The following is a 13,981-nucleotide window of genomic DNA, read 5'->3' as shown; positions in this document are numbered from 1 at the left end:
GCGCCACGCCCCGCGAGGGCGGGACGGCCGCCCGGCTACCATGTCCCGCGGTCGCGCACGGCCGGGGAGGGGACATGGGCGAGGGAGCCGCCGGCCCGGCGGCCGGGGGGCGAAGCGCCGGGTCCCCGCGTGCCGTGCCGCGGCACCTGGGCGCCATGCACCTGAGCGGAGCCGTACTCCTGCTCACGTTCCTGGTGCCGCCGGTGTGGATGCTGGACGCCGGCCACGCGACGCCGCCGGATGATCCCACCGCGGACGGCCCCTTCCTCCTCCTCTTCGCCGTGCCGCTCGCGTGCGCGGGCTTCCACGTGCTGGTGCAGATCCCGGCCGGGCTGCTGGGGACCCGGCTGGGCAGGGGCCGCACGGCAGCGGTCGGGTACGGGAGCGCGGTGGCGGTGGCGGGCGTGCTGAGCTGGTTCCTCCTGCGGAGCCTGGGGTGGGACGTCCGGAGCGGCATCGTGCCCGTGTGGGCCGACGCCGTGGTGCGCGGCTCACTCGGTCTGGCCGGGTACCTGTGGGTCATGCGGGCGCGGTCCGGGCCCGCGCGGCCCGGACGAGGCTGATCGCCGGGCGCCGGACTCCGTCCGGTGAACCGGGTGCCGGGTCCGCCGGCGCGTCCCGCCGGCGGGCCCGGTACGGCGCTCCGAACCGGGAACGGCCGTGCCGTCCCGGCCGTGAGCTGGTCCTCAGAGGCCGAACTCCGCCGGGGAGACGCCCAGCGCGGCGCAGGCCTCCCGGATGACCTGCTGCTCGGCCTGCTCGATGTGGCCGTCGGCGCCGGCCATGACGATGCCGGTCTGGACGACGGCCCTGGCCTCCGCCGGCTTCTTGGCGGCCTTGGCGATCTCCTGCAGGGCCTCCGCCTTGCCCGCCTGGAAGTTGGCCGCGAGCTGGTCCACGTGCCGGTTGAACCGCTGGCGCAGCTGGTCCGGCGGGAAGTTCTGCAGGACGTCGTTGCCGACGATCATCGACTCCATCTGCTGCCGCTCGGACGGGTCCACATGCCCGTCAGCGGCGGCCACCAGCGCGCACATCGCCATGCTCGCGTCCCGGTACGCGCCGCTCTTCAACTCCGCCTTCGCCGAGGTCAGCTGGGACTTCAGCATGCTCACCAGCTGGGCCTTCGACCCCCCGCCGGCCCCCGGGCGACGGCCCTGGCCGGGCCCTCCCGCGCCCTGCGCGCCCCGGGACTGCTGAAGGTTCTTGGCCTGGTCCTTGAGTCGGTCCCACATCGCCACCGGTGCCACCTCTGCTTCGGGCGCCGCCCGTCTCGCCCGGGCCGCCGCGTCTTCACTGTCCGACATCACAACGTGTCCGGGCGTGTCCGGGTTCCGCGGGCGGCCGGATCGCGGCACCGGGACCGGCCGGTCAGGAGTCGAGCACCGCGGCCACGGCCTCGATCTCCACGAGCTGGTCGTCGTAGCCGAGCACCGTGACCCCCATCAGGGTGCTGGGGACGTCGTGGTCCCCGAAGGCGTCCCGGACCACCTCCCAGGCGGTCACCAGGTCCTCCTGACGGCTCGACGCCACGAGGACCCGCGTGCTGATGACGTCCTCGACCGAGGCGCCCGCGTCGGCGAGCGCGGTCCGCATGTTCTCCACCGCCTTCGCCGCCTGCCCGGCGTAGTCGCCCTTCGCCGCCGTGGATCCGTCCTCGTTCAGGGGGCAGGCCCCGGCGAGGAAGACCAGCCGCGCGTCGGCGGGCGCGGTGGCCGCGTACGCGTACTCGGCGACGTCGGACAGGGAGTTGGAGCGGATGAGGGTGACGGCACGGGGCACGGCGGTTCCTCCCGGTCGGGTCTGCGGGCGTGAGTCGCCATCCTCCCAGAACCCCCCTGTCCGCGCCCCGGCGGGACCGGGCGGGGCCCGCCTCAGGCGGCCCCGTCGCCCAAGGCGGCGAGCAGCCAGTCGTGGGCGGAACCGGGGGTCGGCTCCGGCGGGCCGGACGGCGGGCTGATCAGCTCCGCGGTGAGGTCCCAGTAGCGGTCGATGCGCGGATCCGCGGCCAGCTGACGGCTGAGCCCGCGGCGGAAGGCGGGGGTGTCGCGCGCACCGCGCGAGCGGGCGTAGGCGGAGACGAAGCAGTCGAGCGCCTCGCCCCGGTGCGGTGGCCGCCCCTCCCGCATCCGCTCCGCCGCCAGCGCGTAGGCCTCCCCGAGCCCTCCGTAGAGCACGGCCGGACGGTAGCCCTCCCCCGGCCGGTGCGCCGCGGGCTGGCCGTGCGGGCCGGGGCCGGGACAGGAACCGGAGACGAGGGCGTGCAGCCGGGCGAAGGCCAGCACCTGGTCGGGGGCCGGGTCGGCGGGGAGCTGCGGAACCGTCTGTTCGAGGATCTCGGAGACCAGCCGGGCCGGCAGCCGCGGCGGCAGCCAGCGCCTCCAGAAACGCGCCAGCGCCGCCGTGCTGGGCGGGACGGACACGGCGCCGATCAGCCGCAGGCGGTCGGCGCGCTCCTCGGCGGCGCAGTCCCGCAGCAGGTGGAGCGCGGCCTCCCGCCAGCGCAGGGCGGCCAGTTGGGAGCCGAGTTCCCGCAGCCGCGCGGCGACGACGTCCTCCAGCACGTCCCCCCGCACGTCCTCCCGGCCGAGGACCCTGCCCAGCTCCGCGACCGGCACGTCGAGGGTGCGCAGCGAGCGGATCAGGCGGAGCCGGTCGAGCGCCTCGGGGCCGTACCGGCGGTGGCCCCCGGCGCTGCGGCCGGACTCGGGCAGCAGGCCGCGGTCGGAGTAGAAGCGGACGGTCTTGACGGTGACGCCCGCGTGCCCGGCGAGCTCCCCGATGCTCCACAGGCCGTCAGGGGACACGACTTGAACCTCCCTCAGGGGGAGTTCCTACCGTACCGGCGAGCGCGGGCGGCCGGTACGGGCGGCCCGCGGCCACGGCGCGCGAGGGGATGGTCATGACGGCATTCGTACTGGTACCGGGCGCCCACACCGGCGGCTGGGTGTGGGAGGAGGTGGCCGGCCGGCTGCGGGAGGCGGGGGCGCGGGCGCATCCGGTGACGCTCACCGGCATGGACGGCCGCCGCGGCGGCGCCTCCCGCGGCCGGCCGGCCACGGACCTGGAGACGCACATCGAGGACCTGGTGCGGCTGATCGACGGGTTGGAGGCGCCGCGGGTGGTGCTCGTCGGCCACTGCTACGGCATCCACCCGGCGCTCGGCGCCGCCGGCCGGCGCCCGGAGCGGATCGCCCGGATCGTCCACCTGGACACGGGGGTGCCCCGGGACGGCGACCCGGCGCTCAGGCTCGTGCCCGACAGGTCGGTCCACGAGCGGCTGTCGCAGGGGGCCGGGCGGGCGGAGGGGGACGACCCCCTGATCCCCCCGCCCTCGCCGGAGGGATGGCAGCGCTGGGGCAGCACCGCCGGCGTGCCCGGGGAGGCGCTGGAGCGGCTGGCCCGCCTCGCCGCGCCCCAGCCGCCGGGCACGCTCACCCAGCCGCTCCGGCTGTCCGAGGCGGTCTCCGGACTGCCCGCGACCGGCGTCCTGTGCACCGCCAACGGCCCGGGCATCGCCTCGATCGAGGCCATGGCGCGCCTGGGCGACCCCCGCGTCCGGGCCCTCGCCGATCCGCGGGTGGGCTTCTTCGAACTCGCCACCGGGCACTGGCCGATGCTCTCCTGCCCCGGCGAACTGGCCGACGTACTGCTGCGGGCCGCCGCGGGAGAGGGACGCCGGCTGTCGGTGCCGACCGAACGGCCCGCACACCTGCGGCCGTTCATCCTGGACGTACCGGAGGCGCCCCGCGAGCGGACGGGTCGGGTCGACCTCCACCTGCCCGACGCCGACGGCCCCCGCCCCGCGGTGGTGTTCGTCCACGGCGGCCCGGTTCCCCCCGGCACGCGCCCGACGCCCCGGGACTGGCCGGCCTTCACCGGCTACGCCCGGTACGCGGCGAGTCTGGGGGCGGTCGGGGTGACGGTGGACCACCGGCTGCACGACATCGCCGACTACGGGCGCGCCGCCGAGGACGTCGCCGAGGCCGTGGACCTCGCGCGGGCCGATCCGCGCGTCGACGGGGAGCGGGTCGCGCTGTGGTTCTTCTCCGGGGGCGGACTGCTGTCGGCGGACTGGCTGGCGAAGCCCCCGCCGTGGCTGCGGTGCGTCGCGGCCACCTATCCCCTGCTCTCGCCCCCGCCGGGCTGGCCGGTCGACGACGCCCGGTTCCGCCCCGCGGCCGCGCTGCGCACCGCGGGCCGGCTGCCGGTGGTGCTGACCCGGGTGGAGCTGGAACTACCCGAACTCGCGGCGACGGCCGAGGAGTTCCTGGCCGCGGCGGAGGACTGCGGGGCCGACGTGGAGGTGATCGACGTACCGGGCGGCCGGCACGGCTTCGAGACGGTCGACCGCACCGACCGGGCGCGCCGCGCCGTGGACCGCGCGGTGCGGTCCGTACTGGGCCACCTGCGGAGCTGATCCGCCCCGGGGAACCACCGGCGGGCCGCCGGCCGTCCCCTCCCGTACGGGGGTTCTCGTTCCGGACGGGAGGGGCGCGGTCACATGGCGGGGGGACGCGTCGCACGCGCGGCCGGGAGGACGCGCGAGCACGTGGCCGAATGCGTCGGCGAGGCGCTGTCCGAGATGGCGCTCACCATGGCCGCCTGCCTTCTGCCGGCAGTGGGGATCGCCGTCTTCCTGGCGGGCTGGAGGATCAGCCCCCTCGTCGCCGGCGGCTCGCTCGGCTGCTTCCTGCTCCTCGCCGGCTACGGCGCCCGGGAGGTGTTCCGGCCCGCGAAGCCCGGCCGGCGCGGGCGTCCGGCCACGACGGCCGTCACCGCGTTCGCCCTCGTCGCCCTGGTCCTCTACGGGGCTTCGTGCGGCTGCGTGTGACGCTCGGCCGCCACACACCCGCGACGCCGAACGCGGGGAGGGTCCCCGGCCCGGGCCGGGGGTCCCCCGCCGGTGGGCCCGTCACCGTCCCGGTCCGCGCCGTCGGCGTCCGGCTGCGTTGACGTCGCCCGCCGGTGCCGGGAAGGACGTCATGTGCTGCCGGTCAGGGGATGATCCGCAGGGCTCGGTAGTCGTAGCCGTCCTGCCGGAAACCCGGAGCCTCCCACACGAGGTCGACCTGCTGGCCGGCCCGCAATGTGCGGTACCCGTCCATCTCGATGCACGAGAAGTGGCCCCAGCAACCCCCCGGGGTCTCCGGGCAGTCGAGGACACCCCACCCCTCCTCCTCGTGCCACTCACGAACAGTCGCGATCACCATGTCCGGGACTGTACGACACGAACCGCTCCGGGCACGGCAGAGGCCCAGGTCTCCGGGTATCCACCCGCTGACCTGGGCCTCTGCCTCGTCCTGCTACCTGTGGGCGCAGACGGGTTCGAACCGCCGACATCTGCCTTGTAAGTTCGATCACGTCACCGCCCCACTGCTGGACTGCTATGCCATGGGTGACACTCTCACTCCACAGGACACCGCCGCGATCCGCCTGTGTCCGTCGCCGTTGATGTCAACCATGGATGTCAGCAGTGCGCCATCACTCCGCCCACGCGCCGACGAACACACGGCTCCGGAGGCCGCTTGAATCCGGAGTAACGCTGCTGATCAAGGCTGCTTCTGCGACTGGTTGGATACAGCCCGTCCACAGGTAGTTCACGCCGTCCTGACCGCGATCTTGGGATTGAGACGGGCAGCAGACCCTAACTGAGCCAACTGGTGTCCATGGCAATATCCGCGGTGTCAGTGCCATCGATTCGACTGGACAACACCAACACCAGTGCTGACTGGTCCCCGTCTGCAGCGGACAGCAGGCTCACGGACCGTCGTCCTTCCGGCTGGAGGGACACCTAGCCCACGGACCCGCTGGTGCTGGCGTGAGGCGCCTCTCAGCCAAGCTCCGATTCCATGTAAGATCGATCCCGAAGAGCGCGGGTCAGCTCCACAGAGTCGGCCGTGCCTCAGCGATTTTCGGTGACTATAGCGGCAGGGAAACGCCCGGTTACATTCCGAACCCGGAAGCTAAGCCTGCCAGCGCCGATGGTACTGCGAGGGGGACCTCGTGGGAGAGTAGGCCGTCGCCGAATCGGTTAAGGGCCCGTCCGGAGCTTTACCAGGACGGGCCCTTGTCATGCAAGTTGCCAGTGTTTCAGCTGTAGGGCCCGAGGAACCTTTCACCATTGAAATGGATCAGATGAGTAGGGTTGTCAGCGCACCACACATCTGTCTCCCATGCGATGTCCTTCAGATACTTGCGTAGTTCAATGCGAGACGGCAGAGCGGAAATGAACACCAGGCCGGCCGTCGAACCGCGGAACAAGTTGCTGAGTTCTCCGTATCTCTTGTGATCGACTGGGCCGTGGCTTGACGCGGCCTCAATAAGAACGAGCCAGCTCTTCTCCCGGAGGTAGACCACGACGTCAGGCATCTTCCCATGGGAGTCAACCGTTACGCCGAGTTCTGCAAATGCCTCCTTCTCGAAGACTTGCCATTTGTCGTCCGCATCTCCGATGTACAGCACCTCGCCGTTCGGCGTATATCGTTCGCAAAATTCTTTGATCACCTGGACAATTAGGACGTTCTGTCCGCCGGGGCTCAGAGTTACCTCCTTCCCACCGGGCAGTTGAAGGGGGATTCTGTTCATCTCACGCTCACGCGCGTACAGAGACTGCAAGCCGGGACGTTCAATAAGATAATCCTTGAGTCGCTCGCTGAAGTCGTCCCGCTTAAAAGCCGTAATGAGCCCATAGGCCACTGGCTCTATTTGATAGCACCACTGGGGCGAGTTCGTGGGACGGTCTGGCCGGTCAGGGTTCTGAACCACAAGTCCAGCCTCGACAAACTGATGCAATGTGGACCGACGAATCGTCTCCCGAGTGTTCGGCTTATAGTCTTTGCCGTACACATCGCGAAGCCACTGCATGATTTGTACTGTGCGCAACATGGGCCGCTCAGCTGCGTTCCACTCAGCCTCGGGCCTCAACTCCAATAGAGCAAGCAACACGAGGGCGGACCGTTCGTTGGAACGCTCGGCGTCGAAGTTCAACAAGCTGAGAATGTGTCGCGCCTCAGCTATCCGAGTTTCGCGCAAGTCGCTGCCGGAAACGTCTAATGCAGTCTGCTCGCTCACCTAGCTCCTACCTTGCCATTCACTTGATGTGCTGGCTGATCAACTCATCGATCTCTTCTTGCCCCAGCCAGGTGCCGTACTGCAACGAGCTACCCACTGCCGCAAGTTGCTCGATGCTCGGATACCGCATGTTTCTCAGGTCCGTTGCGTTGACCTGTGTATGCCCGTTGAAGCGTCGAATGAAGCGGTCGAGGAGGGTTGAGTTCAGCCAGATACACAACCCGCGCGCCACTTCGACGGGCAGGCCGGCGCCGTCGACATGGAACACGTTCACATGATTCTCGAAGCCGATCCGCTCACAGGGAACCTGCTCCGGGTCGAACACGGCAGCGATTACACGACGCTTCTCCTCCTTTGAGGAAAGGCGTTTGACGACTACGTAGTAGCCTGACGGGAACGTCAACTTCTCCGTTTCCCCGTTGAGCATGATCGCGTTGTTCTTCTTCGCTCCAGGGACCGGCCAGACGATGGCACCGTCCCGCATATGGAGCGGATAGATCAGCGGCACTGCCCCGTCAACATGGTCCGGGCGGAGATGCTCCTTGCTGCGGAAGTCAACAACCCGCCCTGTGGAGACCTGAAGCCCCAAGTCAGGAAGTGTGGCTGGCAAGTTCGCGTGTGATGCAGCGAGCTGGGCGTCCTCTTCATCCGCGCTGATGTGAATGAAAAATTCGCGGTCGTCAGGATTCACCATCTCCGCGTAGGCCACGGACCGTTGCTGAACCTCGTCGGAGTAGCTTCGGCTGGTCGACACCACGACCGGACCTCGCTCAGCAGTGGCCACCCGAGTTGCAGCGAAGATGACATTCTCTTGCAGTACGGCAGTATCGGCGAAGACCTTGTTACGTGCCTCGAAGACGTGCACGCGGTCGAGGTGCATCCGATCAAGGAAGTACTGGCGGAAGAGCCGGAAGTAGGGGCCATTAGCGAAGCTTCGAGGAGTGATTGCCACGAGCTGGCCGCCAGGACGCAACAGGTGGACGCCGAGCGCCATGAACGCCGAATAAAGGTTCGAAGTCTCGGTGCAAACCGAGGAAACGAGCTTCCTCTCGCGCGAACTTGCTGCGAGCTTTTTGTACGGCGGGTTCATGATCACCAGGTCGAAGGGCTCTGGCGGTCCAGCCAACAGGCCGTCTCCCTCGGTGGCCCAAGAGATGAAGTCAGCGCGCACCAGGTTCACCTCGACATGCGCGTTGAGGCTCTTGGCCGTCTCAACGCAGTCGTCGAGAGTGGTCTGCAGTGTCGGGTACAGCTGAGGGTCCACCTCGCACGCGGTGACGTTGATCTTCACCCCTGGACGCTCTACCAGAAGCCTCGCGACGAGAGATGCGGTCAGAGAGCCAGCTCCAGCCCCGGGGTCGAGGATGCGGAGAGTGTCCGCTTCTGCCAGCTCCGCCAGCGAGGCGATGAAGTCAGCAACCGGCGCGGGGGTGAAGAACTGGCCGAGCTTGGCCCGCAGGCTTGAGTCAAGAGCGGCCGAGGATGCCTGTCGCCGCGCTTCCGTCCTGAGGACAAGATCCCTCGCTACTGCGGGTGCTTCCGTTGCCATGCGCATAGCCTACGCATCCGGAAGCGCAGGCATGGCCCAGTGCCTCTCACGAACCTCCTGTCGCCGGCGCGCGTCGGACCAACGGTTGGGCGTCGGGCCAACGGTTGGGAAGCCATGAGGCTGCGGAGGGTGGTTCGGAGCTAGCGAGCCTCAGAGTACAGGCCAGACCTTCGCGCCCACGGTGACTGACGTCGTGGGCGAGTGACCTAGCGTGCTGCGAGTAGCAGCCTACTGGCCTGGATTTCTTGCTCGTGCACCGTTCATGCAGACAGACTGAAGGGAGAAGCTCTATGCTGCTCGTCAGCAGGCGCAGTTATAGATTGGCAGGGCGGGGAATTGATCAAAAGGGTGCAGTTCACTCGGTTCAAGCAGTTCGAGCAGGCGTCTTTTAATTTCCGCCCATCGGATGTCACGTTCCTGGCCGGTGGCAACAACTCTGGTAAGTCGTCGATACTGCACGGACTGGCAGTCTGGGAGTTCTGCAAGATCGCATCCTTGATGGAGCGAGGGGAAGATGCCTTCCTTGCGGTGGCCGAAGGAAGGCAAGGGTTCGGTTTGGGGGATGATGAGTTCTCGCCCATCAACCTGCCTTCCCTCAAGCACTTGTGGACCAATCTCAAAACAGCCAAAGGCGAGTCTGATCCTGACGGCTACACGCTGAAAATTCGATGCGAGTGGGACGGTGCCGCTGAAGAGAAGCATCTGGAATTTGCCCTGTCGCTGGCGAACGACCGATTGTTTATCAAGCCAGTCGCGAGTAATCTACAGGCTGGCGATCGGGTACCCACGGCTGCCTTGCTCCCGCCATTCGCAGGTATTTCTGCTCGTGAGGCTCGAATTGTGGGTGCACTCCGGCGCCGCAGGATCGGCGAGGGACTTGCGGGGGCCGTTCTGAGAAATCTCCTGCTCGACATGTATCAAGAAAATTTGCGTGAGCGTGAGCGCCTACGGGGAGGCAAGTCCAAGATTTCTGACAGTGACCTTCGGCGGCTTCGCGAGTCGGATCCTTGGGAACTTATCCAGGATGCCCTGAGGCGGACTTTTTCGGCTGAGCTGATTATCGGTGAATTCCGGGAGGAATATCACTCATACATCAATGTGCAGGTGGCCAAGGGGGATGTTGAAGGGTATAAGCTTACCCGTTGGCCTAAGTACAACCCCAAAGATCTTATGGTGGAAGGTAGTGGTTTCTTGCAGTGGTTGAGCGTATTTACTCTCGCTACAGCAGATGACGTTGACGTTCTGCTTTTGGATGAACCTGATGCTCATCTCCACCCGACTCTACAAGCTCAGATGGTAGAGCAGTTGGAGACCTTGGCCAGTAGAAAGAATAAGCAGGTACTGCTTGCCACACACTCAAGCGAAATTCTGAAAACTGTTGACCATCGAAAGATCTTCCAGGCGAGAAGAGGTAGGTCAGGATACCTGCAAGAGGATCACCAGAAGGTTGGCCTTCTTGCGGGAATCGGATCGGATTACGCGCCAAAACTTGATCGTGTGCGTAAGACTAAAAGGATCCTGTTCATTGAAGGGACCTCCGACCTCTCTGTTCTTAAGGCCTTCTCGGAGGTACTCGGCATCGAATGGCGTACGACCTGGGTGCCGTGGCATTCGACTGCTTCACAGAAGGAAAGAGCTCACATCTTCAGGGCAATCGCTGATGAGGTTCCGGGCTTGGTGGCGTACAGCCTACGGGACCGTGACGACGAAATTCTGAAGACAGTGGGCCCCGCCTTGGAGGACAAGAATGTCAATCCTGCACCGAACTTCATGGCTCGAAAATGGCGCAGGCGGTACATCGAAGGGTACTTGATCTACCCTCGCGCTCTTGCTGAGGCGGCTGGCCTTTCAGAGGGTGAAGTGGCGGATATTTTGCGTGATGAATTTGGTATTGCGATCGGGGATAGTTTTCGTCAAACAGAAGCGCCGTCGGCGATCTTGGATATGCGTGCTAAAGAGGTTCTAAAGAAACTCAAGGTGCCTGCTGCTGCCGTAGCATCTTCGTTCCAGGCCGATGAGGTTTGCGATGACATCGTGACCGTATTGAAGGAGCTGGATGCGCATGCTGAGTGATGGGTCACGTCCCACTAAAAGGTCGGTGGAGCGGCTTTGGGCTGGAGCTGCTTTGGCGCGAGTGATCATGGCCCCGTAAGCTTGTGGCGCGTCGGGCAGTCTGTGGACCTGCCCGCTAAAGCACGACGTTGGGGCCATGATCTGCGAGGCTCGCGCCAAAGTGGCTGCCTAAAGCCGCGGAGCCGACCGCCCCAGCCACGACGTACCCCTCTCTCTGACGGCAAGCGGCTGATTGCTGTGCGCGCGGCACGGGCGCTGGCCGGGCTGGAGCGGGGCGGAGACAGGAGCGCAGGCCCGGCCGGGGGCCGGGCCGCGCGCGGTGAGCGGAGCGAGCCGCCTTGAACTCGTAGAGAAGATTGTTACTCAGTCGGCCGGTTGGGCTGACGTTGGCGGTCGTGCTCGATGGTGTAGGCAACCGTTTCGGCGCACTGGATGACCATCTGGAGGCGGTTGAGCACGTCGCGGCGGGCGGCCTCGATCAGCTCGTGGTGCGTGGGCGTCGGCTCGGTGTCGGTTCTTGGTGTCCAGAAGCCCCGGTGGCTGTGCTCGGTGACGATGACGCGGCAAGCGCGGACGACGGCATTCAGGGCGGCGGTGATCTCGTAGCGGTACAGCTGCTCGTTGTCGGCGGAGCGGTCGTGGGTCATGGGCGGGACCTTGTGGTGGGTCGGGCGGTGAGCAGGTAGCGCACGGCGTCTTCGAAGATCGTGTGGCTGTAGGGCGCGCCATGGGCGAGATTGGCTAGCGCGTGTTCGTGGGCCTGGGCATCGCCGAGCCAGTGGAGGACCGGCCTTGCGGCTGGCGGGTCGAGCTGGTCGCTGATGTGGCGGGCGCGGTGCCGGAGCCAGCGCAGGGCGAGCCGCGGTGAGCCGGCTGCGTGGGAGCCGAGCCAGAACGTGCGGCCGTCATCGGGGGTGTGAGCGATCACTTCACACCAGTAGGAGCGGGTCAGCATGGTTGGGCTTCCCGTGCGGCCGGCTGCGGTGCAGAGGCGGGGAGGCGAGCGGTCACCGTGTGGCCGTGGCCGTCGTGGTGGATTTCCAACGCTGCGGCGAGGACGGTGACGATGGCCAGTCCTCGGCCGTGGGTGGCGTCCTGGTGAGGGTGGGTGATGCGCGGGTGCGTGGTGGTAGCGCCGGTGTCGGTGACGGTGAGCATCACGGCCTCAGGGGTGCGGGTGATGGTGACGCGGAAGGCGGGCCCGGTGGTGTGGGTGACGGCGTTGGCGCCCAGCTCCGTGACGATCAGTGCCGCGTCGTCGGCGCAGGGGCTGTCGTGGAGGATGTCGCGGGTCCAGCGGCGGGCGCGACCGACCTCGTCCAGGAGTCTCGGGCAGGAGAGTTCCCAGACTCGCACCGTACTCGTATACTCGTCCATACAAGTTCCTTCGTGCTGGTAGGCGGCCATGGGCAGTGGGTTCGGGCTAGACGAGTTTCACGCCGTCGTGCGCTCGGACGGCCGGCGGGGCTGCCGCGTCCAAGGCGTCCAGGACGCGCACGGCATACGCCTCGTCGGCGAGTTCGGTGACGTCCTCGCGGGTGGCCCAGCGCAGCGCGTAGGTCTCGTCGCCGGTGGTGGGGGTGCCGTCGATCGCCTCGCAGCGGAAGACGAGGGAGACGATCAGGCCGGTCATGTTCTTGTAGACGCCGGTCAGGGTCGCCGGAAGTGCGATCTTGATGCCGGTCTCTTCGAGGACTTCGCGCTGGAGGGCCTCGGGGATGGTCTCGCCCGGTTCGAGGACTCCGCCGGGCGGCTCCCAGTGCCCGTTATCCCTGCGCTTGATCAGCAAGGCTCGGCCGCGGTCGTCAACGATGACTCCGGCGACGCTCACGGAGTGGGGGCGTTCGGCAGTACTCACGGTCCTCGGCTTCCTCGGCTGGCTAGGCTCTCCACCGTAGCAACGACACTTAGCCTCTCGTCTAGATATCCAAAGGAGTAAAGATGGCGGCCTCCCCTTCCGGCGCTCTCGGAGCGTTGGACCCGACCAGTGACCGCGCGGTGTTTAGGCAGATCGCCGACCAGATCCGCGAAGCCATCGACAAGGGCCGGTTCAAGGAGGGCGACAAGCTGCCGTCCGAATCCGAACTGGTCGAGCACTACGGCGTTTCCCGGATGACCGTGCGCAACTCGCTGTCGATTCTCCAGACCGAGGGCCTGGTGGTCTCCGAGCACGGCAGGGGCGTCTACGTCCGGCCGCGTCCGCCGGTGCGGCGCCTGGCCTCGGACCGCTTCGCCCGGCGCCACCGGGAGCAGGGGAAGTCGGCGTTCATCGTGGAGGCGGAGGCGGCCGGGAGCAAGTCGGAGGTGGACAGTCTGGAGGTCGGGGAGGAGCGGCCCAGCCAGGACATCGCCGCGCGCCTGGGCTCGCCGCGCCGGGTGCTGGCCCGTCGTCGCCGGTATCTGCTGGACGGGCGGCCGGTGGAGTTCGCCACCTCCTACCTCCCACTCGACCTGGCGCGGAACACCCCGATCGCCCAGCCGAACCCCGGTCCGGGCGGCATCTATGCCCGGCTGGAGGAGCTGGGGCACCGCCTGGATCACTTCGACGAGGAGATCAAGGCACGGATGCCCACTCCGCAGGAGGTGCGGACGCTGCGGCTGGCCTCCGGTGTGCCGGTCATCCACCTGATCCGCACCGCCTACGACACCGAGGGGCGCGCGGTGGAGGTCTGCGACACGGTGATGGCCGCTGACGCCTACGTCCTGTCGTACCGGCTGCCGGCCACCTGACGGCCGGGGGTGGCGAGGTGTGGTGCGGCCCAGTGTGCGGCTGGTTTCGACTCGTACACACCCAGACGCATACTCGTATAGACGAGTGGGCAAGCTGTGTGGCACAGTGGTCCGCGTTCCGAACTGACTCGGGATCACTTCGACGCATCTTGTCTAGACGAGTAGGCGTCAGTGGTTCCGGTGCGACCCAAGGAGAGACAAGACGTTGCGCACCATCCGTGTGGAGACCTCGACCGCCACGATCCTGCTGACCGAAGCCCCTGAGCCCAAGGTCCGCGACCGGCAGACCGGCGAGGTGGCCAAGGACGCCGTGAGCGGCGAGACGCTGATGACGATCGGCGTCGTCTACATCGACGAGGGCGAGTCCGCGCTGATCCGGGTCACCGTGCCGGAAAGCGGCGTCGCCGAGGGCCTGGCTCTGGGCGCTCCGGTGTCCCTGCCGGGCCTGGTGGCCAAGCCGTGGGAGAACGTCTTCAACGGCCAGCAGCGCCACGGCATCGCCTACCGGGCCGCCGCCGTCACCCCCGGTGCCGTCCCGGCCGCGGTGGGGGCTTGACC

General features: G+C 67.4%; 16 protein-coding genes and 1 rRNA gene. 7 read left to right on the top strand and 10 right to left on the bottom strand.

Going from position 1 to position 13,981, the window contains the following annotated elements; translation table 11 throughout:
• Positions 1 to 155 precede the first annotated feature (155 nt).
• A complete protein-coding gene (locus QC029_RS06115) occupies positions 156 to 563 on the top strand; it encodes a hypothetical protein (RefSeq protein WP_279554370.1) in 408 nt (135 codons plus the stop codon).
• A 123-nt stretch (positions 564 to 686) separates the two neighbouring features.
• On the opposite strand, the gene QC029_RS06110 is transcribed toward QC029_RS06115, so the two are convergent.
• The 3 genes from QC029_RS06110 to QC029_RS06100 form a co-directional block, all read right to left on the bottom strand.
• Positions 687 to 1,238 (bottom strand): TerB family tellurite resistance protein, encoded by a 552-nt coding sequence (locus QC029_RS06110; RefSeq protein ID WP_279554369.1) that lies wholly within the window; start codon positions 1,236 to 1,238, stop codon positions 687 to 689.
• A gap of 130 nt (positions 1,239 to 1,368) precedes the next feature.
• On the bottom strand, positions 1,369 to 1,779 hold the full coding sequence (locus tag QC029_RS06105; protein WP_279554368.1) for a Rid family hydrolase: 411 nt from the start codon (positions 1,777 to 1,779) through the stop codon (positions 1,369 to 1,371).
• Between the two features lie 92 nt (positions 1,780 to 1,871).
• Complete coding sequence (locus QC029_RS06100) at positions 1,872 to 2,804, bottom strand: MerR family transcriptional regulator (RefSeq protein ID WP_279554367.1); 933 nt, start codon at positions 2,802 to 2,804, stop codon at positions 1,872 to 1,874.
• Positions 2,805 to 2,899: 95 nt separating this feature from the next.
• On the opposite strand from QC029_RS06100, the gene QC029_RS06095 reads away from it, so the two are divergent.
• Both QC029_RS06095 and QC029_RS06090 read left to right on the top strand, forming a co-directional pair.
• On the top strand, positions 2,900 to 4,417 hold the full coding sequence (locus tag QC029_RS06095) for an alpha/beta fold hydrolase (protein WP_279554366.1): 1,518 nt from the start codon (positions 2,900 to 2,902) through the stop codon (positions 4,415 to 4,417).
• 132 nt (positions 4,418 to 4,549) lie between these two features.
• The gene (locus tag QC029_RS06090) at positions 4,550 to 4,831 is read left to right on the top strand and encodes a hypothetical protein (RefSeq protein WP_279554365.1); all 282 of its coding nucleotides are present in this window, start codon (positions 4,550 to 4,552) and stop codon (positions 4,829 to 4,831) included.
• Between the two features lie 163 nt (positions 4,832 to 4,994).
• Here the strand turns inward: QC029_RS06090 and QC029_RS06085 are convergent, their stop codons facing one another.
• Positions 4,995 to 5,210, bottom strand: coding sequence for a cold shock domain-containing protein (locus QC029_RS06085; protein WP_279554364.1), 216 nt, complete (start codon positions 5,208 to 5,210; stop codon positions 4,995 to 4,997).
• A 701-nt stretch (positions 5,211 to 5,911) separates the two neighbouring features.
• On the opposite strand from QC029_RS06085, the gene rrf reads away from it, so the two are divergent.
• Positions 5,912 to 6,028, top strand: a 5S ribosomal RNA gene (gene rrf / locus QC029_RS06080).
• 62 nt (positions 6,029 to 6,090) lie between these two features.
• Here rrf and QC029_RS06075 read toward each other — a convergent pair.
• Both QC029_RS06075 and QC029_RS06070 read right to left on the bottom strand, forming a co-directional pair.
• Positions 6,091 to 7,071: a BsuBI/PstI family type II restriction endonuclease gene (locus QC029_RS06075; RefSeq protein ID WP_279554363.1), complete on the bottom strand. Its 981-nt coding sequence runs from the start codon at positions 7,069 to 7,071 to the stop codon at positions 6,091 to 6,093.
• Between the two features lie 19 nt (positions 7,072 to 7,090).
• Positions 7,091 to 8,620 (bottom strand): Eco57I restriction-modification methylase domain-containing protein, encoded by a 1,530-nt coding sequence (locus QC029_RS06070; protein ID WP_279554362.1) that lies wholly within the window; start codon positions 8,618 to 8,620, stop codon positions 7,091 to 7,093.
• A 348-nt stretch (positions 8,621 to 8,968) separates the two neighbouring features.
• Between QC029_RS06070 and QC029_RS06065 the strand changes: the two genes are divergently transcribed.
• Positions 8,969 to 10,693, top strand: a complete 1,725-nt coding sequence (locus QC029_RS06065; RefSeq protein WP_279554361.1) for an AAA family ATPase — start codon at positions 8,969 to 8,971, stop codon at positions 10,691 to 10,693.
• A 359-nt stretch (positions 10,694 to 11,052) separates the two neighbouring features.
• Here the strand turns inward: QC029_RS06065 and QC029_RS06060 are convergent, their stop codons facing one another.
• The 4 genes from QC029_RS06060 to QC029_RS06045 are packed head-to-tail and all read right to left on the bottom strand — an operon-like array spanning position 11,053 to position 12,524.
• Positions 11,053 to 11,340 carry a hypothetical protein gene (locus QC029_RS06060; RefSeq protein WP_279554360.1) on the bottom strand — a complete coding sequence of 96 codons (288 nt, stop codon included), beginning with the start codon at positions 11,338 to 11,340 and terminating at the stop codon, positions 11,053 to 11,055.
• On the bottom strand, positions 11,337 to 11,648 hold the full coding sequence (locus QC029_RS06055) for a hypothetical protein (RefSeq protein WP_279554359.1): 312 nt from the start codon (positions 11,646 to 11,648) through the stop codon (positions 11,337 to 11,339). Before QC029_RS06055 ends, QC029_RS06060 begins: the two co-directional genes overlap by 4 nt.
• Positions 11,642 to 12,070, bottom strand: coding sequence for an anti-sigma regulatory factor (locus QC029_RS06050; RefSeq protein ID WP_279554358.1), 429 nt, complete (start codon positions 12,068 to 12,070; stop codon positions 11,642 to 11,644). Before QC029_RS06050 ends, QC029_RS06055 begins: the two co-directional genes overlap by 7 nt.
• 46 nt (positions 12,071 to 12,116) lie before the next feature.
• Positions 12,117 to 12,524, bottom strand: a complete 408-nt coding sequence (locus tag QC029_RS06045; protein WP_279554488.1) for an NUDIX domain-containing protein — start codon at positions 12,522 to 12,524, stop codon at positions 12,117 to 12,119.
• Positions 12,525 to 12,634: 110 nt separating this feature from the next.
• Here QC029_RS06045 and QC029_RS06040 point away from each other — a divergent pair, with 110 nt between their 5' ends.
• Positions 12,635 to 13,423, top strand: coding sequence for a GntR family transcriptional regulator (locus tag QC029_RS06040; protein ID WP_155070952.1), 789 nt, complete (start codon positions 12,635 to 12,637; stop codon positions 13,421 to 13,423).
• A gap of 205 nt (positions 13,424 to 13,628) precedes the next feature.
• The gene (locus QC029_RS06035) at positions 13,629 to 13,979 is read left to right on the top strand and encodes a hypothetical protein (protein ID WP_093852181.1); all 351 of its coding nucleotides are present in this window, start codon (positions 13,629 to 13,631) and stop codon (positions 13,977 to 13,979) included.
• Positions 13,980 to 13,981 lie beyond the last annotated feature (2 nt).

It is taken from the genome of Streptomyces sp. DH37, from assembly GCF_029813835.1.
Classification (GTDB): Bacteria; Actinomycetota; Actinomycetes; order Streptomycetales; family Streptomycetaceae; genus Streptomyces.
The sequence above is the reverse complement of the archived record's forward strand: the minus strand, read 5'-3'. Positions and strand labels throughout refer to the sequence as shown.

Bases quoted from the DNA above. Each gene is read 5' to 3' on its own strand.
- QC029_RS06115 (WP_279554370.1), top strand. From the start codon at position 156: ATGCACCTGAGCGGAGCCGTACTCCTGCTCACGTTCCTGGTGCCGCCG.
- QC029_RS06095 (WP_279554366.1), top strand. From the start codon at position 2,900: ATGACGGCATTCGTACTGGTACCGGGCGCCCACACCGGCGGCTGGGTG.
- QC029_RS06085 (WP_279554364.1), bottom strand. From the start codon at position 5,210: ATGGTGATCGCGACTGTTCGTGAGTGGCACGAGGAGGAGGGGTGGGGT.
- QC029_RS06070 (WP_279554362.1), bottom strand. From the start codon at position 8,620: ATGGCAACGGAAGCACCCGCAGTAGCGAGGGATCTTGTCCTCAGGACG.
- QC029_RS06060 (WP_279554360.1), bottom strand. From the start codon at position 11,340: ATGACCCACGACCGCTCCGCCGACAACGAGCAGCTGTACCGCTACGAG.
- QC029_RS06055 (WP_279554359.1), bottom strand. From the start codon at position 11,648: ATGCTGACCCGCTCCTACTGGTGTGAAGTGATCGCTCACACCCCCGAT.
- QC029_RS06050 (WP_279554358.1), bottom strand. From the start codon at position 12,070: ATGGACGAGTATACGAGTACGGTGCGAGTCTGGGAACTCTCCTGCCCG.
- QC029_RS06040 (WP_155070952.1), top strand. From the start codon at position 12,635: ATGGCGGCCTCCCCTTCCGGCGCTCTCGGAGCGTTGGACCCGACCAGT.